Origin of the sequence: Anaerostipes sp. 494a, from assembly GCF_001940315.1 — a bacterium.
GTDB classification, from domain to species: Bacteria; Bacillota; Clostridia; order Lachnospirales; family Lachnospiraceae; genus Anaerostipes; species Anaerostipes faecalis.
The window spans coordinates 529,365-552,254 of sequence record NZ_MJIF01000001.1 but is presented as its reverse complement, the minus strand read 5'-3'; the positions used below and the strand labels follow the sequence as shown (position 1 = coordinate 552,254).

The window sequence follows — 22,890 nt, the reverse complement described above, 5'->3', positions numbered from 1 at the left end:
AGTTTAGAAATGGAGGTTTTTTTTATGTTTGGATTTATTATTGCATTGATTTCCGGAATGTTAATGAGTATACAAGGGGTCTTTAATACGGAAGTAACAAAACAAAGCAGTATATGGACAGCAAGTACATTTGTGCAATTTACAGGATTTCTCGCATGTATTCTGATTTGGCTGTTTACGGAAAGAGATCAAAGCTTTATGATGCTTGCCAAAGTATCACCTAAATATCTTTTATTGGGAGGAATTTTTGGTGCAGGTATAACATTTACAGTCATAAAAAGTGTTGCTGCACTTGGACCGGCACAGTCTGCCATGATGATTGTGTCATCACAGATTATTGCTTCCTATCTGATTGAAGTGTTTGGACTGTTTGGGGTTGAAAAGTCCGGCTTTCAATGGATGAAAATAGCAGGAGTTGTTTTGTTCGTAGCAGGTATTATAATATTTAAATGGAAATCTTAAATATCACTTGTAAAGTAATATTATTTTAGTTACAATAATAGATAGATTTTCATGTTCCGAACTCTTTGTAATGACCGGGAGGTTTATGTTGTTAAAAAGAGTCCAGATAGTTATTGTTTTACTGTCGTTTTTCACTCTTTTGACAGGGTGCGCGGATACGTCAGATGTAAAGATTCGACAGGAGAAGACGACAGCGGCCAGTTCGTCTGTGCAGGAATCGAAGATTTATGTCTATATCTGCGGTCAGGTGAAGCAGCCAGGAGTATATCGTTTTCCTAAGGATGCAAGGATTGTGTCAGCTGTAGAAGCAGCAGGAGGATTTACTTCAAAGGCCTCAATAGAAAGCATTAATCAGGCAGAAAAGATGAAAGACGGACAGCAGATTTATGTACCATCAAAGAAAGAGACCAGTAAGAGTGTACCAGAAAAACAGGGAAATATAGAGACATCCAAATCTGGAAAGATCGATATTAATACTGCAGGAAAGGAAGAATTGATGACATTGCCTGGAATAGGAGAATCCAAGGCACAGTCCATCATTTCATATAGAGAGGAACATGGTCCTTTTTCAAATGCCGAAGATATTATGAAAATCCAGGGGATAAAAGAGGGAATCTATGATAAATTAAAAGACAAAATAACAATTTAAAATATATAGAGGTGTGAAAAATGAGAAAGGTATTAGTTGTTGATGATGAAAAATCAATCGTTAAAGGACTTAAATTCAGCCTTGAGCAAGATGAAATGCAGGTTGATTGTGCCTACGATGGTGAAGAAGCATTGGCAATGGCCAAAGAAAAAAAGTATGATATTATCCTTTTGGATGTTATGCTTCCGGGATTAACAGGATTTGAAGTGTGTCAGGCAATTCGTGAATTTTCTAATGTTCCAATTATGATGCTGACAGCTAAGGGTGAGGATATGGATAAGATCCTTGGATTGGAATATGGTGCGGATGATTATATTACAAAACCATTTAACATTCTTGAGGTGAAAGCCAGAATCAAGGCGATTATGCGTCGAAGTGCACATCATGATGCCCATGTGGAAGAATCACCAAAAGTTATAGAGTCAAGAGGTCTGAAGATTGACTGCGAGAGTCGGAGAGTTCATATTCATGGTAAAGAGGTGAATTTGACAGCAAAAGAATTTGATTTGCTGGAATTATTAGTGTTTCATCCAAACAAGGTATATAGCAGAGAAGATTTGCTAAATACTGTATGGGGATATGATTATCCGGGAGATGCAAGAACTGTCGATGTGCATATACGTAGACTGAGAGAAAAGATTGAAGTTAATCCAGGTGTACCGGATTATGTACATACAAAGTGGGGGGTAGGTTACTATTTTCAAGCGTAAGAAGGACAGGTTCGCCTTCTTACATAGTATGCAGTTTATCGTATTAATTGCGGTATTTTCTCTATCCGTGTTTATTTCATTATTATTTAGCAAATTCTTAAATGACGGTTATAGTGAAAAAGTACTGGATCAGAAGATAGATCATATTGAAAACCAGTGTAAATGGCTGGGCAATCAGGTAGTTGGAGTTGATTTTATTTTAGATGGCAGCTCCAACTCTCTTTCTACGCAAACAGACCAGCTGGCTGCCAGTATGAACGGGCGAATCATAGTCATAAAAAGTAATTATAAAATCATAAAAGATACTCATACAGATTTTCAGGACAGATATTTTTTGAATAAGGATATTCTGAAGATTATGGATGGTAAAAAGAAACGTATTGTCAGAGAAAAAGGCGATTATGCAGAAGTCATGGTTCCTATTGTGTCAGAGGCAGAAGGTAGAGATGATGTTTTAGGAGCAGTAATCTGTACTGTTCCTCAGAAGGATATTATGGCTGCAATTTCTGACATGAGCGAAAGAAGGAATATGCTTTTGGTTGCATTTATTATCTTCGGGTTGTCTTTTTCTGTAGTTTTAAGTTATTTGCTTACAAGAGATTTTCGTAAGATTCAGAAAGATGTTGACTATATTGCTGCAGGTCATGAAGATGCTTCTGTCGGGGAGTCAGGTTTTACTGAAGTCCAGGAAATTGTACATCGTTTTAACGAGATTTTGTCCAGGATGCAGACCTTAGAGGATTCCAGGCAGGAATTTGTATCCAATGTATCTCACGAGCTGAAGACACCAATGACATCTATGAAAGTTCTGGCGGATTCACTTCTTCAGCAGGGTGATCAGGTTCCGGTTGAATTGTATCGGGAATTTATGGAAGATATTGTTGCGGAAATTGACAGGGAGAATGTGATTATTTCAGACCTGCTGTCGCTTGTTAAAATGGATAAAAAAGCAGCAAAACTGGAGATTTCAAATGTGAATATCAATGAACTGCTGGAAATTATCATGAAACGATTGAAACCTATTGCAAAGCAGCGTAATATCGAGCTGATTTTTGAAAGTTTTCGACCGGTAACAGCAGAAATCGATGAAGTAAAATTGACACTGGCACTTTCTAATATTATAGAAAACGGAATCAAGTATAATAAAGATGATGGATGGATACGTGTGACACTGAATGCTGATCATAAATATTTTTATGTGAAGGTAGCTGATTCAGGTGTCGGTATTCCGGAAGATTGTCAGGACAAAGTTTTTGACAGATTCTTCCGTGTTGACAAAGCAAGATCCAGAGATACCGGAGGAACGGGACTCGGTCTTGCCATTGCTCATAATGCTGTACTGATGCACAATGGTGAAATCAAACTTTACAGCAAGGTGGGAGAGGGAACAACATTTACCTTTAGAATTCCTTTAAAATACAACGTATAGGAGGATGACATCATGATGAAAAAGAAAAAAATTATAGCTTTTTTGTGCTGTCTTTGTCTAATGTTTGTATTTTCGGGATGTCGGTCAGAGAAGAAAACAAAGAAAACAGATAAGCAAGAAGGAGTGGCTGTTTACTATACTGATAAAGACTGTACTCGTTTAATTTCTGTGAAAAAGAAAATTTCATCTACAGATAATCGACAGCAAAAAGTGGAACTTCTCTTAAAAGAGATGCAGACCAACCGTAAAGACAGCATGTATAAATCAGCAATTCCCAAAAGAGTAATTATGAACAACGTGACAGTCAGCAGTAATGTTGTTTCTATTGATTTTTCAACGGGATATAAGAAAATTGCGGAAAACGAAGATTTAATTTGTCGTGCAGGGATTGTTTATACACTGACTCAGCTGGAGGATATTAATTATGTGTCTTTTTCTGTTTCCGGGAAAGCTATGCTGGATACGGATGGAAAAGCTATTGGAGCTTTAGGACGTGACAGTTTTGTCTTTGGTGAACTGCCAATGAAATGATTTTATGAAAAACAGACCGATGGTTTTAATATTTGCCGGATGTATGACCGGTGTGGCCGCTGTGTGGAATGAAATGTCCATAACAGCGGTTTTTTATTTTCTTTTGTCAGCTATCGTTTTCGCTGTTCTTATCAGAAAAAGTAAAAATTATCTGTTAATCATTGCCGGTCTGTGTCTGGGATTATCAGTCATGGGAATGCAGAAATATTCGGCACAGAAGGAATGGATGAAAGTCTTAAATGAACAGCAGAATTATTATCAGTCAGAAGTTATTAAAGTGACAAATAGAGACAAAGGTCTCACCTGCCTTTTAAAACGGCAGGGATATGAAGGGAAAATTCTCCTTTATTATTCCGGGGATGAAGATATTTATCCTGGAGATAAAATAGGCGTATGGGGGTCTCTGGAATTTTGGGAGAACAGTTCTAATCCTGGAGAGTTTTCGTTGAAAAACTATTATCTTAGCAAGGGAATTTATTTCACATCTTTTTCAGATCATATTCAAATCTTAAATTACAGTTCCGGTGGAATGGAATACTATTTTATGAAGTGCCGGCAGTATTTCAAGGATCAAATTCAAAAACAGTACTCTAAAGATACGATTCCGTTAGTACAGGGGATGCTTCTTGGAGATAAATCAGAAATTTCGGATGTCCAGAAAGATGAATTCAGAGAAAGTGGATTGATTCATTTATTAGCAGTCTCAGGGCTTCATATTTCCATGGCAGGAAGAAGTATTTATAATATTCTCCGAAAAATGGGAATCAACTTTCTTATAAGCAGTTTTGTAGGATTTTTAACGGCAGGATTTTATTGTATCCTTACAGGACTTTCTGTTTCAGCAATTCGTGCATGGATTATGCTAGGAGTATATTTTCTGGCACAAATAACAGGGAGACCATATGATCTTCTATCAGCAGGTGCTTTTGCAGGTATTTTATTACTGCTGAAAAGACCGTTTTATATTTTGGATACAGGATTTTTATTATCATTTACAGCTGTTTTTACTATCGGATCTATTCAGCAGATGGAAAATCAATATAAAAATTATGTTCAGAAATTTCTAAATAGTGTAAAGTTTCCGTTGTATATTCAGATGGGAATGTTGCCAATGATGATTTACATTCAGTATGAATCGCCGGTTTTATCATTTCTTTCCAATTGTGTGGCAATACCTGTTGCATCTATGGCATTTGAAATTGCTGTATGTTTCTTGTGGGTACCATATGTTCCTATACATCGAGTATCAGATACAATGTTCCGTTTTGTAATCTGGTTATCAAGGCTGAAATATGGAATGATTACTGTCGGAAAAGTACCATTGTTTTGGGTGTTTATTTATTATGGAATATTAGGCATTATAATCAATGGAAATTTAAAAAAGAATTTTACTTTTAAAATGATTGGGATTTATTCAGGAATCCTTATTCTTCTGATAACACCAATGATCCGTATGCCGGCAATTGTTTTCATGGATATTGGGCAAGGGGATTGTGTGATGATGAATACAAAAGGCGGCATGGTAGTGATAGATGGTGGAAGTTCAAGTAAGGATCATGTTGGGAAGTATCAGATGTTACCATGTCTGAAATATTATGGGTATCGTAAAGTGAAAATTGCAGTTATAACACATTTGGATTCAGATCATTATTCTGGGATTCTGGAATTACTGGAAATGGGGAAAATAGAATACCTTGGACTTCCTGCGGTGCCGAAAGATCAAAATTACATGAAAATAGAAAAAATAGCTGAAAGAATGAATGCCAAAGTATTTTATTTATCAAAAGGAAATAAGATATCTGGTCAGGATTTTTATCTGGATATCATTCACCCTCAAAAGAATAGTTCTCTAGAGAAAAATGCAGCTTCACTGGTGATGCAAGGAGAAGTATTTGGATATAAAATTTTACTTACCGGGGATGTGGAAAAAGAAGGAGAAAAAGTACTGAAGGAAGAAGGACTTAAAAATACAGAGATAGTAAAAATTGCACATCATGGCTCAAAAAATTCTACCTCTAAGGAATTTCTGGATATTGTAAAGCCTTTGACAGGGATTATTTCATGTGGAAAAAATAACAGATATGGACACCCTCATCAGGAGGTGATGAAAAGATTAAAGGAATATCATATAAAGATTCGAAGAACGGATCAAGAAGGTGCAGTTATAATAAAAGGACGAAATTAGATGCTGAAAAATACTATAATATATGATAACATACTATTACAAAAGTTGAAGTGAGTGAATGAAATGAAAAAAATATTAGAACATATTAAAACAAATACATATCCGAAATTCTATCTGTTCTATGGTAGTGAGAAGTATATGGTATCTCAGATGAAGGAACAGCTTAAAAATGCTCTAGTTTCCAAGGAAGATACCATGAATTACTCATATTTTGAAGGAAAAAAAACAGACTCCCTGGAGGTGGCAGAGCTGGCTAAAACACTTCCTTTTTTCAGTGATCACAGGTTGATCATTCTGGATCAGACGGGACTTGGGAAAAAGACAGATGATAAATTCCTGGAACAATTGAAGGAATGTGCTGATACAACAGTTATGATTTTTATTGAAGATGATGTGGATAAAAGATCCAAAATTTACAAGTATTTATCAAAAGAAGGGCATGTTGTATCTTTCGAGGCGGCAAGTGATAAAGACCTGGCTAAATGGATTCAGTCACTGCTGAAAAGAGAACAGAAACAGATGTCTTCTCCTGTACTTCGCAGCTTTTTGTATCGATGTGGTTCTGATATGTTTACTTTAAAAAATGAATTGGAAAAACTGGTTTCGTATACAGATGACAGAACTGAAATAACACAGAAAGATTTGGATGCATTAACATCTTCTCAAACAACAAACCAGATTTTTGTTATGCTGGAGGCCATTGCCCGAAAACAAAGGGATAAGGTATTGACTTTGTATTATGATCTTATTGAGTTAAAGGAATCACCTTTTGGTATTTTGGCTCTTCTGGTAAGACAGTGTAATCAGTTGCTGCAGGTTAAGGATCTTGAAAGCAGGGGACAGAACAATAGTACAATTGCAAAGAAAATAAAAGTACCGCCATTTGTTGTTGGAAAATTAAAAGAGCAGGCAAAATTGTTTCGAATGGATACTTTATATCAGATGGTGGAAGCTTGTGCAAAAACCGATGAACAGATTAAGAGTGGTATTATCAGCGATAGAGTTGGAGTAGAGCTATTATTAATTGAATTTAGCCAATAGGAGAAATGTTCAAATTGTAAGAGTTGGGTTGAAGTATGCAAGGAAAGCTAGAGAAATCAGGGATGAAATAAAAAAAGAAGAGCTGACGGTTGCTCTTCTTTTTTTATATATATAATCTGAAATTAAGCTACTTTGTTTACAGCTTTTGTTAAACGAGAAATTTTTCTTGCAGCTGTGTTTTTGTGGAAAATTCCTTTAGAAGCTGCTTTGTTGATTTCTGAAATGCATGCTGTTAATGCTGCATCAGCTGCTGCTTTATCTCCAACTGCGATAGCTGCGTCAACTTTTTTAATGTAAGTTTTAACTTTAGTTTTGATTGCTTTGTTTCTAGCTGTCTTTGTTTCGATAACTTTAATTCTTTTTTTTGCTGATTTAATGTTTGCCAATGTGGGCACCTCCAATATAAAAAACTTTATAATATCTATTCGTTTCGGTATTCGTCTACAGCGAGACACGGTTAAGCCATAGACAAACATACTGTTATATTTTATAGAAGAAAGTAAATTTTGTCAATAAGAAAAACTAAAAATCACATATTTTTTTGAAAAAGTACAATACTAACAAAAAAGGAGAAGAGTATGCAAAACCGTACAGATTTGGCACTGGAATTAAAAGAGGATATGACAGAAGAATCTTTGTTATCAGGAGTGGCAGTAAAGACGAGAATTGATACTGCCAATCATATGAAAGAAACAAAGATCATTATCAAGAATAAAAAAGGTGAAGAAGCTTTGGGAAAGCCTATAGGGCAGTATATTACCATTGAAGCAAAAAATCTTTCGCGAAATGATGGTGATTTTCATCGTGAAATGAGTAAGGCGTTATGTGACAATTTGAAGGAAATGATTCCAAGAAATGCCAAGGTACTGGTGGCAGGACTTGGAAATGCTGGCGTAACAGCAGATTCTCTTGGACCTAAGGTGGTAGAACAGCTTTATGTAACAAGACATTTAAAGAAAGAGGGACTGTTAAATTCGGCTATGGAATTAAGTGCTATTGCTCCTGGTGTGATGGCGCAGACTGGAATTGAAACAAGCGAAATTTTAGAGGCACTGGTTGATAAAACAAAACCTGATTATGTGATAGCCATTGATGCACTGGCTGCTAGAAGTTCATATAGGTTAAATCGTACAATACAAATTAGTGATACAGGAATTGCACCTGGCTCCGGGGTAGGGAATCACCGCAATGAAATTACAAGAAGAACTGTAGGAATTCCGGTTCTTGCAGTAGGAGTTCCTACGGTAATATCGGTTCCTGCAATTATTAATGATCTATTAGAAGAAGAAAATCAGGAAAAAGCTTACCAGAGACTGGATGAAGAATTTATATCTATGCATGTGACTCCTAAAAATATAGATGAGTCCATGAGAAGAATCAGCTATACCATTTCTGAAGGAATTAACCAATTACTGCATATTCATGGAAATTATGAATAGAATGAAAATATGGATAAAAAAAGGAAGTTAGTTACAATTTTTTCTCTGATGTGTATCATAATAATTTTTTTTATAAAAGTGTTCGCTCATCAGGAATTTATATCAGAGGTGATAAATGGGTTCTACCATTGTCTTGAAAGGGAAATGTTTCCAGTGCTTTATAAAAAAGAGCAGTCCCTGTATGGAGACGTATTGTCCGAAATTATTGCCATGTATAAGGAAGAGGCTGCACCTGTACTTCAATTTAGTGAAGATTATAAAAAAACATCCGGGCTGGATCTGGTATCAGAAAATTATTATTATTTTGAAGACGATGAGGAAACGGATGGTCACGTAGAGGAGGTTGAGACATCCGGCAAAAAATTTCATATAAAAAATTGGGAAAATTCTCAGTATTTGCGAAAGTACATTTATCAGATTGACAGTACGACAACCGTTACAAATAGTGAGATAAATGGAAAACAATTAATGAATATGGATTTAAGTCTGAAAAAAACCTCGTCTCCTCAGGTCCTTATTTATCATACTCATGGAAGCGAGCAGTATAAAGACAGCAGGCCAGGGAAAAAAAGTGATACAGTAATAGGTGTAGGTGATGCGCTGGCTCAAAATCTAAAAAAGAAAGGTATCAGTGTAATACATGATCGAAGGATTTATGATATGCAAAATGGAAAAGAAGAGCGTTCCAGAGCATATAATTATGCAGCAGTATCTATTGAAAAATATTTAAAAAAATATCCTGAAATACAGGTTATCATTGATCTTCACAGAGATGGAGTGAAAGAAAGCACAAAACTTATTACTACTCAAAATGGCAGAAAAATGGCACAGATTATGTTTTTTAATGGAATTAGCCGTACTGCAAGTAATGGTGATATAAAGTATTTAAAAAATATAAATAAGAAAAAAAATCTTGCATTTAGTTTGCAGCTTCAGGCACAGGCAGCAAGGAAATATCCAGGATTCACGAGAAAAATATATATTAAAGGATATCGATATAATCTGCATTATCGAGGAAGAAGTCTTCTTGTAGAGGTTGGAGCACAAAACAATACAGTAAAGCAGGCAAAAGCATCTATGAGTTTACTTGCTGAATTATTAAATGATGTGTTATACTAAATAAGTTAACGCCATTCACGGCAGGTACGCCGGGGCGTACTTGATTTATTTAGGAGGAACATATGGCTATAGATCAGAGTAAGATTCGAAATTTTTGTATTATTGCACATATAGATCATGGGAAATCGACGTTAGCTGATCGTATTATTCAGATGACGGGAACATTAACCGATCGAGAAATGCAGGAACAGGTTCTGGATAATATGGATCTGGAAAGAGAAAGAGGAATTACAATTAAGTCTCAGGCAGTACGTATTGTATATAAGGCTGATGATGGAGAAGAATATATCTTTAATCTTATTGATACTCCGGGACATGTTGATTTTAACTATGAAGTATCTCGAAGCCTTGCAGCATGTGAAGGTGCTATTTTAGTTGTTGATGCGGCGCAGGGAATAGAGGCACAGACACTGGCAAATGTTTATCTGGCATTGGACCATGATCTGGAGATTATGCCTGTTATCAATAAAATAGATTTACCAAGTGCAGATCCAGAGAGAGTTAAAGCTGAAATTGAAGATGTTATTGGAATTGATGCCGAAGATGCTCCATTGGTATCAGCGAAAAGCGGGCTGAATGTGGAGCAGGTTCTTGAACAGATTGTAACAAAAATTCCAGCTCCAAAAGGAGATTCAAAGGGACCTTTGCAGGGATTGATTTTTGATAGTATTTATGATGCATACAAAGGGGTTATTATTTTCACACGAATTAAGGAAGGGACAATTAAAGCAGGAACCAAGATGAAAATGATGGCCACAGGTGCATCTGCAGAAGTTGTAGAAGTAGGTACCTTTGGTGCAGGACAGTTTATTCCATGTGATGAGTTAACAGCAGGAATGGTAGGGTATGTGACGGCAAGTCTTAAAGATGTACAGGGAACCAGAGTGGGTGATACCATTACTGACTTGAATGATCCATGTGCAGAGCCGTTGCCTGGATACAAAAAGGTCAATCCAATGGTTTACTGTGGATTATATCCAACAGATGGAGCAAAATATCCGGATTTAAGAGATGCATTGGAAAAGCTTCAGTTAAATGATGCTGCACTTCAGTTTGAACCGGAAACTTCCATTGCACTTGGATTTGGATTCCGATGTGGATTTTTAGGATTACTACATCTGGAAATCATTCAGGAACGTCTGGAGAGAGAATATAATCTGGATCTGGTGACTACAGCACCAGGTGTTATTTACCGTGTATATAAGACAGATGGAACGATGATTGAATTGACTAATCCATCCAATCTGCCGGATCCATCAGAGATTGATCATATGGAGGAACCGATTGTTACGGCTGAAATCATGGTGACTTCTGAGTTTGTTGGTGCCATTATGGGACTTTGCCAGGAACGAAGAGGTGTATATCTTGGAATGGAATATATGGAAGAAACGAGAGCGCTTCTTCGATATGAACTGCCTTTAAATGAGATTATTTATGATTTCTTTGATGCTTTAAAATCACGTTCCAGAGGATATGCCTCTCTGGATTATGAAATGAAGGGTTATGAAACAGCCAGACTGGTGAAATTGGATATTCTCATAAATAAAGAAGAAGTGGATGCTTTATCTTTTATTGTTCACGAAGATACTGCTTATGAACGTGGAAGAAAGATGTGTTCAAAATTAAAAGAAGAAATACCAAGACATTTATTTGAAATACCTATTCAGGCAGCTATTGGAAGCAAAATTATTGCCCGTGAAACGGTGAAGGCAATGAGAAAAGACGTTCTTGCAAAATGTTATGGAGGAGATATTTCAAGAAAAAGAAAGCTGTTGGAAAAACAGAAGAAAGGAAAGAAGAGAATGCGTCAGGTTGGAAGTGTAGAAATTCCACAGGAAGCATTTATGAGTGTGTTAAAACTGGATGAAGACTAAAGAATTGGAATTATATGTTCATATTCCTTTTTGTATACAAAAATGCAATTATTGTGATTTTTGTTCTTTTCAGGCATCAGAAACTACAGTCAAGTTATATATGGAAAAGCTTTATCAGGAACTGGAACAATGGGGCAATCATTTGGACGGCGACAGAAAGATTTCTACAATTTTTATTGGAGGAGGGACCCCATCTTCCATTGATGCAGTTTATATTCAGAAATTGTGTCAGATTATCAGACAATCCTTTTCTGTCATGGAAAATGCAGAAGTTACCATAGAAGCTAATCCAGGAACGGTAGATGCTGAAAAATTAAGAATGTATTATGATGCGGGAATTAGTAGAATCAGTTTTGGACTTCAAAGTACAAGGCAGGAAGAACTTTCTTATCTTGGAAGAATTCATACTTATGAGGAGTTTCTTGAAAGCTATTATGATGCACGAAAAGCCGGGTTTGAGAATATTAATGTAGATCTGATGAGTGCAATTCCAAAACAAACGATAAAATCTTATGAGGAAACACTTAGAAATGTAGCAGAATTGAAGCCTGAGCATATTTCTGCATATAGTCTGATCATTGAAGAGGGAACAAGGTTTGCACAAGATGAATCTATTGGATTATATTTGCCGTCAGAAGAAGACGAAGTTTCCATGTACAAGATGACTGGAGAAATTCTTGTAGAGTATGGTTATGAAAAGTATGAGATATCTAACTATGCCAAGCCGGGCTATGAGTGTATACATAATCTGGGTTACTGGTCACAGATTCCTTATCTGGGAGTAGGACTTAATGCAGCTTCATATCTGGATGAAAAACGTTTTGAAAATTCTTTTTCTATGAATGAATATCTGGCAACCGATTATTTTCCAAAAGTGTTTGAAGAAACCAAACCCTTAACCTTGGAAGCACAAATAGAAGAATTTATGTTTTTGGGGCTTCGTAAAACCAAAGGGGTATCAAGAACAGAATTTAGGCAAAAATTCCATCAGCCTATGAATTATTTTTATAGGAATGTAATAGAGAAAGCCATAGGCTGCGGATGGATGAAAGAAAAGGATGATATGTTATCATTGACGGAAAAAGGAATTCTTATCAGCAATCAGGTATTGTGTGAATTCCTGTTATAGGTCTAATAATTTTTTTAGATTGATTTTCCCCCAGCCCTGATGGTGTCTGGGGGTTTTTAATTGGTCGCAATTGTTTTTTAATTTTAGTTTTGCGTCTTTATTGGTGTAATATGGATATTTTTCGATTAAAAGTGCCATTGCACCGGAAACCACAGGGGTTGCCATTGAAGTACCGCTTTTTATAGTGTAGTGGTTGTTGATACTGCAGGAATAAATATTTGTTCCTGGTGCTACAACATCAGGTTTCATAACACAAGAACGAGTTGGTCCTCTTCCGGAATAGTGACTGGAAAAACGGTAATTACCTATGATTTTCATAAAGTCATCGCTGGAACCAACGGTGATGATTTTTCTGCTGTTTCCGGGAATAGAGATACTCTGAGGACCTGGACCGTGATTGCCTCCGGCAATACAAACGATAAGACCATCATCCCATAATTGATCCACATAGCGAAGAATCTCTCTGGAAGATTCATCTTCGTTGGTTTGCGCAGTGCCTATGGAGATGTTTACGATTCGAATATCATAACTCTGATAGTTTGTATGAATCCAATCCAGACCGCGGATAAAAGCGGATGGAATACCATTTCCAAAAGAATTTAAAACTTTTAATGAGATAATGTGTGATTTCGGAGCAATCCCAAGAATATCATTGCCATAAGGACAGGAAGAAGCTGCTATTCCGGTAATATGAGTACCATGTCCATTGTCGTCATAGTATTTGGTTTTATGATTAACAAAGTCAATAAATGCAGCAATACGATGATCAGCTGGAGCAAAGTCTTTATGGGGAAAAAGACCGGTATCCAGAAAAGCAATACCGATTCCTTTTCCCATAAGACCCTGTTTATGAGCAAGATCTGCATGAATTTGTTCTGAGATGGATTGTAACATAGATTTCTCCCTACTGTTATATTATAGAATACGTACAGCAGAGAAAAAGGATACATCAGATGTGGGGTGAGAAAATTAATTAAAACCGATAAATTTTCTCGCGGCTTTGTATATACCAATGGTTGTTTTTCTTCCGCCTCTTCCTGGAAGATTTACTGCATAGCCAACAATGCTGTGGCGAATTTTACGATAAAGAGATTTATCTTTATCATATAGATATTTCCATAATTCTTTCTTCATCTGAATATGCTCCGGCTTGCCTGATTTCAAGGCAATAATAGAAGAAATACACATGATGATAGACAGATAATGCCGCATATAACGGGCAAGAGGTTTGGTGGTGATGTTGAAACCAGCCATATAATCAATCATGATTTTTGTAACTAAAAACTGCTGATCGATTCTCTTAATCATATTTATTTCGTTTACAGACTGATCATCTCGACCGATAAAATAGCGGTAGAAATTTACATCCAGATAATACATGTTTTTTACATATGGAAGTGGTTTATATACATAAATGTTGTCAACATAAAATGTATGTTCTGGAAGTTTTAGCTGGCATTCCCGAAGCAGTGCTGTACGATAAATAACAGAATGCATAAGAATATACTGTCCAATAGGAAATCGTTTTACATCATTCCAGCAGAATACTTTATTGTGAGGAATGGCATGACGATAATGGATAACAGTTTTTTTTCTGGCACCCTGTTTTTCGTAAACATAGTTTGCAAGAAGCATGTCAAGAACAGTTCCTTTTTCATAGAAACTAGATAAAGTATCCATGATTTTGTCATAGGCTGCCTGATTAACCCAGTCATCGCTGTCTACAACTTTTAAGTATATGCCGGTGGCATTGGCAATTCCGGCATTGACTGCGCCGCCGTGTCCTTTATTCTCCTGGTGGATGGCACGGCAAATAGTAGGATATTTTCTCTGATATTCATCTGCAATTGCTGCAGTATGATCAGAAGAACCATCATTAACGATTAAAATTTCAACATTTTCGCCACCTGGTAAAAGTGTGTCAATGCAGTGACGCATATATTCCTGAGAGTTATAGCAAGGTACTACAAAGGATAATAATTTCATGATAACCTCCATATAATTATTATGATTTCTCTAATTATACCCCTTTTTACAAAATTAGCAAAGGGTTTCCCATTCTTCATACAATTCTTCCAGAGAATCAGTAATAGAAGCCTGCTCATTACCGAGCTCCATTAGTTTTGCAACATCTGTAGCAATTTCTGGCAGTGCCATTTGTTCTTCAATCTCAGACTGGCGTTCTTCTAGCTGTGTGATTTGTTCTTCGACTTTTTTTAGGCGATTTTCCTTTTTCCGCTGTTTTGCCTGAAGTTCTTTCTGCTGCTGCCAGTCAAGCTTGGATTCCGTGATTTCTTCTGCCGGGTTATTATCTGCAGTAATAATGGCTTCTTTTTCTTTTTGTTTTAAATAATCCTGATAATTACCAGTATAAGATGTCAATCCGCTATCAGAAATTTCAAGAATACGGGTAGATGTTTTGTTAATAAAATAGCGATCATGAGAAACGTAAAAAATTGTTCCTGTATAAGCGTTCATGGCAGATTCCAATATTTCTTTTGAATGGATATCCAAATGGTTTGTAGGCTCGTCCAGAATCAGAAAATTGGCATGAGAAAGCATTAGTTTTGCCAGAGATACACGCCCTTTTTCTCCTCCGCTTAAAGAAGATATCGGTCGAAAAACATCTTCTCCATAAAACAGAAATGCTGCCAGAGTATTTCGTATTTTTGTATTTGTAAGGTCTGGATATGAGTCGGATATTTCATCAAAAATTGTTTTTGAATCGTCCAGGTTATCTTGAGCCTGGTCATAATATCCGATAGATACACCAGCCCCAAGCTGAATCAGACCACTGTTTTTACTGATCTTTTTACATATGATTTTCAATAATGTTGTTTTTCCAGTACCATTTGGTCCGATCAGAGCAACACGTTCACCTCTAAAAATATTACAGCTGATATGATCAAACAGAGGCTTTGAGCCGAATGATTTTTTCACATCTTTTAATGTCAGAACATCATTACCGCTGATTACTTCAGGTTCAATGATAAGACGCATATCAGAATTATATTCCATTGGTTTCTCAAGAATTTCCATCTTATTTAAGGCTTTTTCGCGACTTTCAGCACGTCGAATGGATTTTTCGCGATTAAATTGCTTTAGTTTTTTGATAACTTCCTGCTGGTGTTTAATTTCCTGCTGCTGATTTTCATATTCCTTTTGGCGGATAGCTTTGATCTGATCTCGTTTTTGAATAAATTGAGAATAATTTCCATCAAAAAGCATAGATTTTCCCAGTTCGATTTCCATAACTTTGTTGACAATCTTGTCAAGAAAATAGCGGTCATGGGATACGATAATCACCGCTCCGTTATAATGGGACAGGTAATTTTCCAGCCATCGAATGGATTCTACATCCAGATGATTGGTAGGCTCGTCCAGTAATAAAACATCAGGATTTTTCAATAGAAGTTTTCCGAGGGCTACACGTGTCATTTGCCCTCCTGATAATGTACTGATCTGTTTCTGGAAATCTTCTTCACAAAATCCAAGTCCTTTTAAAATCCCGGTAATTTCACTTTTGTATGCAAATCCATTTAACTGTTCAAAACGATGGGTGGCATTGGTATATTGTTTCATTTTCTGCTCAAGTTCTTCACCACTTAAATGTTGCATTTCGTGTTCGCATGTTCGCATTTCATGGTCCAGTTCAATTATTTCCTGCTTTACGGAAAGCAGTTCATCAAAGATTGTATGGTGAAAGCTATGATTCTGATGCTGTGCCAGATATCCTAGAGATGTATCTTTTTTCATGGATACTTCTCCGTCATCTGCACTTATTTCTCCAACGAGAATTTTTAATAATGTGGATTTTCCTGCACCGTTATATCCGATAATCGCCAGTCGGTCATTTTCATTTAAGTGGAATGAAATATTCTGTAAAACAGGTTTTTCGACAAATGTTTTACAAATATTCTGGCATGATAAAATCATAAGTCAATAACTCCTTCTATTATATAAAATATTATTTTCAATGAAGACACTAGAATTCAGAATATCATATTTTCATATAAAATGGAATAATTTTCATTTGGAAACTAATGAGAAAGATTGACAGTTATTAGACAATCTTATATAATTAAAATAGAAATAAAGTTTGGAGGAAATAAAATGGGAAATACAAATAAAAATATTTCATCAGCTGTAATAAAACGTCTTCCAAGATATTTCCGATATCTTGGTGCATTAAAGGCAAAAAATATTACCAGAATTTCTTCTAAGGAACTGAGTGAACGTATGATGGTAACAGCATCTCAGATACGCCAGGATTTAAATAATTTTGGAGGATTTGGACAACAGGGCTACGGATATAATGTGGAAAATCTGTACACCGAAATTGGAAAAATTTTAGGGCTGGATAAGAGAAATGATATGATCATTGTCGGAGCAGGAAACCTGGGACAGGCCCTTGCGAATTATCAGTCATTCAATGAAGATTATGGATACAAAGTAATGGCGTTATTTGATGTCAATCCAAAACTGATAGGTATTTCTGTTCGTGGAGTTAAAGTGCTGGATATTGATGATATGGAAGATTATATCAAACACCATAATATCAAGATTGCAGCATTGACACTTCCAAAAGACCAGGCTCCAAGTATAGCTAAAAAGATGGTTGAATGGGGTATTCGAGGATTTTGGAACTTCGCTCCAGTGGATTTGCATCTTCCGGAAAATGTTACAGTAGAAAATGTACATCTTGCTGAAAGTTTAATGACATTGACTTACAATATACATAATCGGGAAGAGAATGGAGAGTAAGAAAGATGATTGTCGGGATAGGAACAGATCTGGTAGAAATCAGCAGGATTCAGAAAATGATCTCAAGGCATAAAACTCTGAATCGAATATTTACGACAAATGAATTATCCGATGCAAATAATAATGCTACGACTTTAGCTGGTAATTTTGCTGTAAAGGAAGCCGTTTCCAAAGTATTTGGGACCGGCTTTTTCGGTGTAGAAGCAAATGAGATAGAAGTACTTAGAGATCATAAAGGTAAACCATATGTAAAATTGTATGGACAGGCAGAAAAAATGGCGGAAAATCTTAAAATTGAAAAAATTCATATTTCCATTACAAATACAGGGAAATATACACAGGCATTTGCGATAGGAGAGTGCTTATGAAATATGTTTTGACAAATAAAGAAATGCAGGATATTGATAGAAAAACTATTGATCAAATAGGAATTCCGGGCTTAGTGTTAATGGAGAGAGCTTCAGAGGCTGTGGCAAATGTGGTGAAAGAATATGCGAAAAAAGAAAGTCGTATTTTGATAATTGCAGGTACAGGAAATAATGGAGGAGATGCACTGGCTGCGGCAAGGATTCTCCTTGAACAGAAATATAGGATAGATTTTACTATTGTTGGAAATGTAGAAAAGGCTTCAAAAGATTTAAAACTGCAACTTTCAATTTTAGAAAATCTAGGATTTTATCCTGTTGATGATGTGAAATATGAAAAATATGATTTTTTGGTTGAAGGAATCTTTGGTGTGGGTCTATCAAGAGAAGTAGGAGGCATTTTCAAAGAGGTAATTCAACAGATTAATCAGTCTGGAAAGAAAGTTATTTCCATTGATATTCCTTCTGGAATCAGCGGAGACAGCGGGAAAGTTCTTGGCTGTGCAGTGAATGCTGATGTAACAGTGACATTTGGAGGATTAAAAAGAGGTCATTTGCTGTATCCGGGCAAAGATTATTGTGGTATTACAAAACTGGTATCTATTGGATTTCATGATCAGACCATACAAGAATATGCAAGTGCCTTTACATTTGCGGATGAAAGGAATATAATGCCGCCGAGGGCCAATGATTCCAATAAAGGAACTTATGGTAAAATCCTTATGATAACAGGTAATGAAACCATGTCAGGAGCAGCGGCTTTTGCAGGAGAAGCTGCTTTAAGAATGGGAGCCGGACTGGTAAAGATTCTTTCTGACGAATCAAACCGAGGAATATTACAAACAAGGCTGCCAGAGTGCCTTTTTGGAACAAGAAACCAGCTGAAAGAATCTTTGGAATGGTGTGACTGTATTTTGTTTGGACCGGGAATCGGGGTATCAGAACAGACCAGAGATATGCTACAGTATATAATGGAGCATGGGAAAAAGCCATTGATCATCGATGCAGATGGGTTGAATACTATCAGCAGGTATCAAATGGATGTACAATATGAATACGGTCTTATTTTGACACCTCATCTTATGGAAGGTGCCAGACTGTTGTCAAAGCCGCTGGAAGAAATAAAAAAAGATATCTGTCAGGCAGCAGAGGACATTGCCCGAAAGTACCATGGAACGGCTGTGTTAAAAGATGCAGCAACAGTAGTGACAGAAAAATCTCATTTGCTATATATCAATCAAAGTGGAAATCATGGAATGGCAACAGGCGGAAGCGGAGATGTTCTGGCTGGAATGATTGCCGGGCTTCTTGGTTCTGGAATGTCTTCCTATGAGGCAGCCATAAAGGGTGTGTATCTTCATGGACTTGCAGGAAATGCCGCAAGAGATGAAAAGGGTCCATATAGCATGATAGCGTCAGATATTTTAAAACACATAAAAGATGTAACAGGAGGAGAATATGAATCAGTATTACCGGGTGCATGCAGTTATCGATCTGGATGCAATCTGCAATAATATAAACGAAGTAAAAAGAGTAATAGGACCAGATGTAAAAGTTATGCCAGTTATTAAAGCTGACGGATATGGACATGGAGCAGTGCCTATTGCAAAAGCCTTAAATGAAATTGGTGTAGATGCATTTGCAGTTGCCATCATTGAAGAAGGAATTACTCTTAGAAATCATGGAATTAAACAGCCTATCGTAATTTTAGGATATACCTCTGAGTATCAATATGGTGCTTTGATTCAATATGAAATCCAGCCAACGGTATTTTGTTATGAAATGGCAGAATCCTTGTCAAAAATAGCAGTTGCACTGGGAAAAGATGCAAAAGTGCATATTAAACTTGATACTGGAATGAATCGCATTGGATTTAAGCCTACAAAAGAATCTCTGGAAACTGTTATAAAGATCTCTAAGCTTCCTAATATTAAAATTGAAGGTATTTTTACACATTTTGCCTGTGCAGATGAAGAAAATAAGGATTCTGCAAAAAAACAAAAAGCTGAATATGATAAATTTATAGGGTGGCTGGAAGAACAGAATATTGATATTCCGGTTAAACATGTTTCCAACAGCGCTTCCATTATTGATATGGATCAGTGGAGAATGGATATGGTACGTTCAGGTATTATTACCTATGGTTTATATCCGTCAGAAGAAGTGGCTAAGGATGTCTTAAATTTAAAACCGGCTATGTCCTTAAAGACACATATTGTACATGTAAAGGAAGTGGAACCTGGTGAAGGAGTCAGCTATAATCATACGTTTATTACAAAAAGAAAAACAAAGATTGCTACAATTCCAGTTGGATATGCGGATGGATATCCAAGAGCTTTGTCTTCCAAAGGACGGGTTTTGATACATGGACAGTATGCTCCGATTATCGGAAGAATCTGTATGGATCAGTTTATGGTAGATGTAACAGATATTGAAGGAGTATCTGTTATGGATGATGTCACCTTAGTTGGAAATGATGGCGAAAACCATATTTCTGTTGAAGAAGTTGCAAATATGGCAGGATCATTCAACTATGAATTTGTTTGTGGCATAAGTAAGAGAGTACCAAGAGTCTATATTCAGAACGGTGAGATGAAAGAAGCCATCGAATATATGTAAGAATATGTCGATTGGTTCCGGTATTAAAGATTTTTTAAAATCAAAAGTTTTTTTTGAATACTTTTGAAAGAAAAGAGAATACTCTTCATAAAATAATAAAAAGAAAGAAATGGAGAGTGTGATAGCTTATGGTAATTAAGCGAGGAGATATATTTTATGCTGATTTGAGACCTGTTATCGGATCTGAACAAGGTGGAATTCGCCCAGTAATCATTTTGCAGAATGATGCCGGAAACAGGTACAGCCCAACGGTAATTTGCGCAGCCATTACAAGTAAGATGAATAAGGCAAAGCTACCAACTCATGTGCCGCTGGACTGCAGAAGATGTCAGCTGGAAAAGGATTCGGTCATTCTGCTGGAACAAATTCGAACAATAGATAAAAGCAGACTTCGGGAAAAGGTCTGTCACCTGAGCTGTTCTTTTTTGGACCAGGTGGATCGAGCATTACGAATCAGTCTGAGTCTTGATACATAATGTGGGAACATTGACCTTTTTCTGCGAAAATGGTATATTTATCTAAGTCTTACTTTTGGTAACCGATACCAAAAATTAATTTTTCGCAAGAAGGAGAAAATAATTATGGGAGAAATGAATGCCTCGATGCTATTGATTTTGATACTGGCAGCTGCAGTAATAGGATTTGCACTGGGGTGTATTTTTTGGAAGCAAAAAGACAGTTTAAAAGAACAAAAAAAGAAAGTAAAAGCTTCTGAACAGGAACATGACGAAGAAGAGGATAATGAATTTGAAGAAGAAATCATGAATATTGTCAATGAAGGTCATGAGCAGGGGGCAATTCTGGAAGATGAAGCAAAAATGATAACAAATATTTTTGAATTTGGAGATAAGGATGTCACAGATGTAATGACATCAAGAAAGAAGATTTCAGCAATTGATGTTTCCATGCCTATTGAAAAGGCTTTAAACTATATGATTGATGAACCTTATTCCAGATACCCATTGTATGAAGATGATATTGATAATATCATTGGAGTTTTATATTTAAAAGATGTTATGGATGCATATTTAAATAAAAGAAAAGAAAAGCTTTCTGAGATTGCCAGGGAGCCATTTTATGTGCATCAAACCATGAATTTGTCTGATTTATTCCAGGAAATGCAGACAAAGAAAATTCACATGGCTATTATTATCGATGAATACAGCCAGACCGAAGGAATTGTATCTATGGAGGATATGCTGGAGGTTATTGTAGGAAATATTTTGGATGAGTATGATGTTGAGGATAAGGATATTACCAAGCTTGGATGGGCGGATCTTTATCTTATGCGAGGAAGCACTCGACTGGAAGAAGTTGAAGAATTATTAAATATAGAATTTCATACAGATGATATTGAAACACTAAATGGCTTTTTAATTGATCAGCTGGGACATTTACCAGAAGACAATGAAGAAATAGAAATCATTTACGAAGGATATTCATTCAAATCTGTAGATATCCATGAAAAAATGATTAAACAGGTAAAAGTAGAAAAAAGGAAAAGGAAGGAAGATACAGATGTCAGGACACAGTAAATTTGCAAACATTAAGCACAAAAAAGAAAAAAATGATGCAAAGAAAGGAAAAATCTTTACAGTAATCGGTAGAGAAATTGCTGTTGCAGTAAAAGAAGGAGGACCAGATCCAGATAATAACAGCAGACTTCGTGATGTAATTGCAAAGGCAAAAGCAAATAATATGCCAAATGACACTATCGAACGTGGAATTAAAAAAGCAGCAGGAGATGCTGATTCTGTTAATTATGAACAGATTACATATGAAGGATACGGACCAAGCGGAGTAGCTATTATCGTTGCAACATTAACAGATAATAAAAACCGTACAGCTTCAAACGTTAGAAATGCTTTTACAAAAGGAAATGGAAATGTAGGAACACCAGGATGTGTATCTTATATGTTTGAGAAAAAAGGACAGATCATTATTGACAAAGAAGAATGCGAAATGGAATCAGATGATTTAATGATGATCGCACTGGATGCAGGAGCAGAAGATTTTGTTGAAGAAGAAGACAGTTTTGAAGTATTAACAACACCAGATGATTTCAGCACTGTACGTGAAGCATTAGAAGCAGAAGGAATTCCGATGGCAGATGCCAATGTAACCATGATTCCAGGAACAATGGTAGAATTAACCAGTGAAGAAGACATCAAAAACATCCAGAAGACACTGGATTTACTTGATGAAGACGACGACGTTCAGGAAGTATATCACAACTGGGACGAGTAATTTTGCGCAAGCAGAACACGAAGTGTTGTATTTGCAGGCAAAATTACGAGGAACCATAATTGATTTCCTGTCTCGGTGTACCGAGCACTGCGAAGCAGGGGAGCGAAGCGAACAGGAAATCAAGAATCGGGGAAGTTAAAAAATTAGCTCATAATCAGGTGTGCTTTGCACACCTGATTTTTGCATGGTATATCAGATGAGGGATGACTCCCGCCTCTGTAGGCGGTGAGCAACAATTATGTATCAGTGGTGGGTTTCAATCCCCCATCTGATATACGCTCCGCGAGGATGCGCAGGAATTCGGATTGGAAGTATGTCTGCTATGCA

Annotated in this window: 22 protein-coding genes; 18 read left to right on the top strand and 4 right to left on the bottom strand. The window is 36.4% G+C overall.

Translation table 11 applies throughout. The features are described 5' to 3' along the window. The first annotated feature begins 24 nt into the window (after positions 1 to 24). The 7 genes from BHF70_RS02895 (at position 25) to holA (ending at position 7,007) form a co-directional block, all read left to right on the top strand. Complete coding sequence (locus BHF70_RS02895) at positions 25 to 462, top strand: DMT family transporter (RefSeq protein ID WP_075760500.1); 438 nt, start codon at positions 25 to 27, stop codon at positions 460 to 462. An 85-nt stretch (positions 463 to 547) separates the two neighbouring features. Next, positions 548 to 1,111, top strand: a complete 564-nt coding sequence (locus BHF70_RS02890; protein WP_075758869.1) for a helix-hairpin-helix domain-containing protein — start codon at positions 548 to 550, stop codon at positions 1,109 to 1,111. Between the two features lie 20 nt (positions 1,112 to 1,131). Continuing rightward, positions 1,132 to 1,821 carry a response regulator transcription factor gene (locus tag BHF70_RS02885; RefSeq protein ID WP_075758868.1) on the top strand — a complete coding sequence of 230 codons (690 nt, stop codon included), beginning with the start codon at positions 1,132 to 1,134 and terminating at the stop codon, positions 1,819 to 1,821. A gap of 28 nt (positions 1,822 to 1,849) precedes the next feature. Next, entirely contained in the window at positions 1,850 to 3,250 is a 1,401-nt protein-coding gene (locus tag BHF70_RS02880; protein WP_075758867.1) for a sensor histidine kinase, read from the top strand. Positions 3,251 to 3,262: 12 nt separating this feature from the next. After that, positions 3,263 to 3,781 carry a GerMN domain-containing protein gene (locus BHF70_RS02875; RefSeq protein WP_075758866.1) on the top strand — a complete coding sequence of 173 codons (519 nt, stop codon included), beginning with the start codon at positions 3,263 to 3,265 and terminating at the stop codon, positions 3,779 to 3,781. A 4-nt stretch (positions 3,782 to 3,785) separates the two neighbouring features. Beyond that, positions 3,786 to 5,966: a DNA internalization-related competence protein ComEC/Rec2 gene (locus BHF70_RS02870; RefSeq protein WP_075758865.1), complete on the top strand. Its 2,181-nt coding sequence runs from the start codon at positions 3,786 to 3,788 to the stop codon at positions 5,964 to 5,966. A 63-nt stretch (positions 5,967 to 6,029) separates the two neighbouring features. After that, positions 6,030 to 7,007, top strand: coding sequence for a DNA polymerase III subunit delta (holA, locus tag BHF70_RS02865; protein ID WP_075758864.1), 978 nt, complete (start codon positions 6,030 to 6,032; stop codon positions 7,005 to 7,007). 122 nt (positions 7,008 to 7,129) lie between these two features. Here holA and rpsT read toward each other — a convergent pair whose 3' ends face one another. After that, positions 7,130 to 7,393 carry a 30S ribosomal protein S20 gene (rpsT, locus tag BHF70_RS02860; protein WP_075758863.1) on the bottom strand — a complete coding sequence of 88 codons (264 nt, stop codon included), beginning with the start codon at positions 7,391 to 7,393 and terminating at the stop codon, positions 7,130 to 7,132. A 192-nt stretch (positions 7,394 to 7,585) separates the two neighbouring features. Between rpsT and gpr the strand changes: the two genes are divergently transcribed. The 4 genes from gpr (at position 7,586) to hemW (ending at position 12,568) form a co-directional block, all read left to right on the top strand. Then, positions 7,586 to 8,446, top strand: a complete 861-nt coding sequence (gene gpr / locus BHF70_RS02855) for a GPR endopeptidase (RefSeq protein ID WP_075758862.1) — start codon at positions 7,586 to 7,588, stop codon at positions 8,444 to 8,446. Positions 8,447 to 8,590: 144 nt separating this feature from the next. Continuing rightward, positions 8,591 to 9,565 (top strand): stage II sporulation protein P, encoded by a 975-nt coding sequence (gene spoIIP, locus BHF70_RS02850; RefSeq protein ID WP_242946296.1) that lies wholly within the window; start codon positions 8,591 to 8,593, stop codon positions 9,563 to 9,565. A gap of 62 nt (positions 9,566 to 9,627) precedes the next feature. Next, positions 9,628 to 11,439, top strand: a complete 1,812-nt coding sequence (gene lepA, locus BHF70_RS02845; protein WP_075758859.1) for a translation elongation factor 4 — start codon at positions 9,628 to 9,630, stop codon at positions 11,437 to 11,439. Continuing rightward, positions 11,429 to 12,568 (top strand): radical SAM family heme chaperone HemW, encoded by a 1,140-nt coding sequence (gene hemW / locus BHF70_RS02840; protein WP_075758857.1) that lies wholly within the window; start codon positions 11,429 to 11,431, stop codon positions 12,566 to 12,568. Before lepA ends, hemW begins: the two co-directional genes overlap by 11 nt. On the opposite strand, the gene BHF70_RS02835 is transcribed toward hemW, so the two are convergent. The 3 genes from BHF70_RS02835 to BHF70_RS02825 form a co-directional block, all read right to left on the bottom strand. After that, entirely contained in the window at positions 12,563 to 13,462 is a 900-nt protein-coding gene (locus BHF70_RS02835) for a S8 family peptidase (RefSeq protein ID WP_075758856.1), read from the bottom strand. The two genes, hemW and BHF70_RS02835, sit on opposite strands and share 6 nt — an antisense overlap. A gap of 75 nt (positions 13,463 to 13,537) precedes the next feature. Further along, complete coding sequence (locus tag BHF70_RS02830; RefSeq protein WP_075758854.1) at positions 13,538 to 14,554, bottom strand: glycosyltransferase family 2 protein; 1,017 nt, start codon at positions 14,552 to 14,554, stop codon at positions 13,538 to 13,540. A 54-nt stretch (positions 14,555 to 14,608) separates the two neighbouring features. Continuing rightward, a complete protein-coding gene (locus tag BHF70_RS02825) occupies positions 14,609 to 16,504 on the bottom strand; it encodes an ABC-F family ATP-binding cassette domain-containing protein (protein ID WP_075758852.1) in 1,896 nt (631 codons plus the stop codon). Between the two features lie 177 nt (positions 16,505 to 16,681). Here BHF70_RS02825 and BHF70_RS02820 point away from each other — a divergent pair, with 177 nt between their 5' ends. The 7 genes from BHF70_RS02820 to BHF70_RS02790 all read left to right on the top strand — a co-directional run bounded on the left by BHF70_RS02820 (position 16,682) and on the right by BHF70_RS02790 (position 22,563). Continuing rightward, a complete protein-coding gene (locus tag BHF70_RS02820) occupies positions 16,682 to 17,332 on the top strand; it encodes a redox-sensing transcriptional repressor Rex (RefSeq protein ID WP_075758851.1) in 651 nt (216 codons plus the stop codon). A gap of 5 nt (positions 17,333 to 17,337) precedes the next feature. After that, positions 17,338 to 17,700 (top strand): holo-ACP synthase, encoded by a 363-nt coding sequence (acpS, locus tag BHF70_RS02815; protein WP_075758849.1) that lies wholly within the window; start codon positions 17,338 to 17,340, stop codon positions 17,698 to 17,700. Beyond that, entirely contained in the window at positions 17,697 to 19,211 is a 1,515-nt protein-coding gene (locus BHF70_RS02810; protein WP_075758847.1) for a bifunctional ADP-dependent NAD(P)H-hydrate dehydratase/NAD(P)H-hydrate epimerase, read from the top strand. The genes acpS and BHF70_RS02810 overlap by 4 nt, the downstream gene beginning before the upstream one ends. Continuing rightward, on the top strand, positions 19,156 to 20,316 hold the full coding sequence (gene alr / locus BHF70_RS02805) for an alanine racemase (protein WP_075758846.1): 1,161 nt from the start codon (positions 19,156 to 19,158) through the stop codon (positions 20,314 to 20,316). The genes BHF70_RS02810 and alr overlap by 56 nt, the downstream gene beginning before the upstream one ends. Positions 20,317 to 20,444: 128 nt before the next feature. Further along, positions 20,445 to 20,792: a type II toxin-antitoxin system PemK/MazF family toxin gene (locus BHF70_RS02800; protein ID WP_075758844.1), complete on the top strand. Its 348-nt coding sequence runs from the start codon at positions 20,445 to 20,447 to the stop codon at positions 20,790 to 20,792. A gap of 105 nt (positions 20,793 to 20,897) precedes the next feature. Then, complete coding sequence (locus BHF70_RS02795) at positions 20,898 to 21,851, top strand: transporter associated domain-containing protein (protein WP_075758843.1); 954 nt, start codon at positions 20,898 to 20,900, stop codon at positions 21,849 to 21,851. Next, the gene (locus BHF70_RS02790) at positions 21,835 to 22,563 is read left to right on the top strand and encodes a YebC/PmpR family DNA-binding transcriptional regulator (protein WP_075758841.1); all 729 of its coding nucleotides are present in this window, start codon (positions 21,835 to 21,837) and stop codon (positions 22,561 to 22,563) included. Before BHF70_RS02795 ends, BHF70_RS02790 begins: the two co-directional genes overlap by 17 nt. The last annotated feature ends 327 nt before the right edge of the window (positions 22,564 to 22,890 follow it).

What these genes read in the sequence shown, in the direction of transcription:
- BHF70_RS02895 (WP_075760500.1), top strand. Translation starts at nt 25, where the DNA reads ATGTTTGGATTTATTATTGCATTGATTTCCGGAATGTTAATGAGTATA.
- BHF70_RS02890 (WP_075758869.1), top strand. Translation starts at nt 548, where the DNA reads ATGTTGTTAAAAAGAGTCCAGATAGTTATTGTTTTACTGTCGTTTTTC.
- BHF70_RS02885 (WP_075758868.1), top strand. Translation starts at nt 1,132, where the DNA reads ATGAGAAAGGTATTAGTTGTTGATGATGAAAAATCAATCGTTAAAGGA.
- BHF70_RS02880 (WP_075758867.1), top strand. Translation starts at nt 1,850, where the DNA reads ATGCAGTTTATCGTATTAATTGCGGTATTTTCTCTATCCGTGTTTATT.
- BHF70_RS02875 (WP_075758866.1), top strand. Translation starts at nt 3,263, where the DNA reads ATGATGAAAAAGAAAAAAATTATAGCTTTTTTGTGCTGTCTTTGTCTA.
- BHF70_RS02870 (WP_075758865.1), top strand. Translation starts at nt 3,786, where the DNA reads ATGAAAAACAGACCGATGGTTTTAATATTTGCCGGATGTATGACCGGT.
- holA (WP_075758864.1), top strand. Translation starts at nt 6,030, where the DNA reads ATGAAAAAAATATTAGAACATATTAAAACAAATACATATCCGAAATTC.
- gpr (WP_075758862.1), top strand. Translation starts at nt 7,586, where the DNA reads ATGCAAAACCGTACAGATTTGGCACTGGAATTAAAAGAGGATATGACA.
- spoIIP (WP_242946296.1), top strand. Translation starts at nt 8,591, where the DNA reads ATGTTTCCAGTGCTTTATAAAAAAGAGCAGTCCCTGTATGGAGACGTA.
- lepA (WP_075758859.1), top strand. Translation starts at nt 9,628, where the DNA reads ATGGCTATAGATCAGAGTAAGATTCGAAATTTTTGTATTATTGCACAT.
- hemW (WP_075758857.1), top strand. Translation starts at nt 11,429, where the DNA reads ATGAAGACTAAAGAATTGGAATTATATGTTCATATTCCTTTTTGTATA.
- BHF70_RS02835 (WP_075758856.1), bottom strand. Translation starts at nt 13,462, where the DNA reads ATGTTACAATCCATCTCAGAACAAATTCATGCAGATCTTGCTCATAAA.
- BHF70_RS02830 (WP_075758854.1), bottom strand. Translation starts at nt 14,554, where the DNA reads ATGAAATTATTATCCTTTGTAGTACCTTGCTATAACTCTCAGGAATAT.
- BHF70_RS02825 (WP_075758852.1), bottom strand. Translation starts at nt 16,504, where the DNA reads ATGATTTTATCATGCCAGAATATTTGTAAAACATTTGTCGAAAAACCT.
- BHF70_RS02820 (WP_075758851.1), top strand. Translation starts at nt 16,682, where the DNA reads ATGGGAAATACAAATAAAAATATTTCATCAGCTGTAATAAAACGTCTT.
- acpS (WP_075758849.1), top strand. Translation starts at nt 17,338, where the DNA reads ATGATTGTCGGGATAGGAACAGATCTGGTAGAAATCAGCAGGATTCAG.
- BHF70_RS02810 (WP_075758847.1), top strand. Translation starts at nt 17,697, where the DNA reads ATGAAATATGTTTTGACAAATAAAGAAATGCAGGATATTGATAGAAAA.
- alr (WP_075758846.1), top strand. Translation starts at nt 19,156, where the DNA reads ATGAATCAGTATTACCGGGTGCATGCAGTTATCGATCTGGATGCAATC.
- BHF70_RS02800 (WP_075758844.1), top strand. Translation starts at nt 20,445, where the DNA reads ATGGTAATTAAGCGAGGAGATATATTTTATGCTGATTTGAGACCTGTT.
- BHF70_RS02795 (WP_075758843.1), top strand. Translation starts at nt 20,898, where the DNA reads ATGGGAGAAATGAATGCCTCGATGCTATTGATTTTGATACTGGCAGCT.
- BHF70_RS02790 (WP_075758841.1), top strand. Translation starts at nt 21,835, where the DNA reads ATGTCAGGACACAGTAAATTTGCAAACATTAAGCACAAAAAAGAAAAA.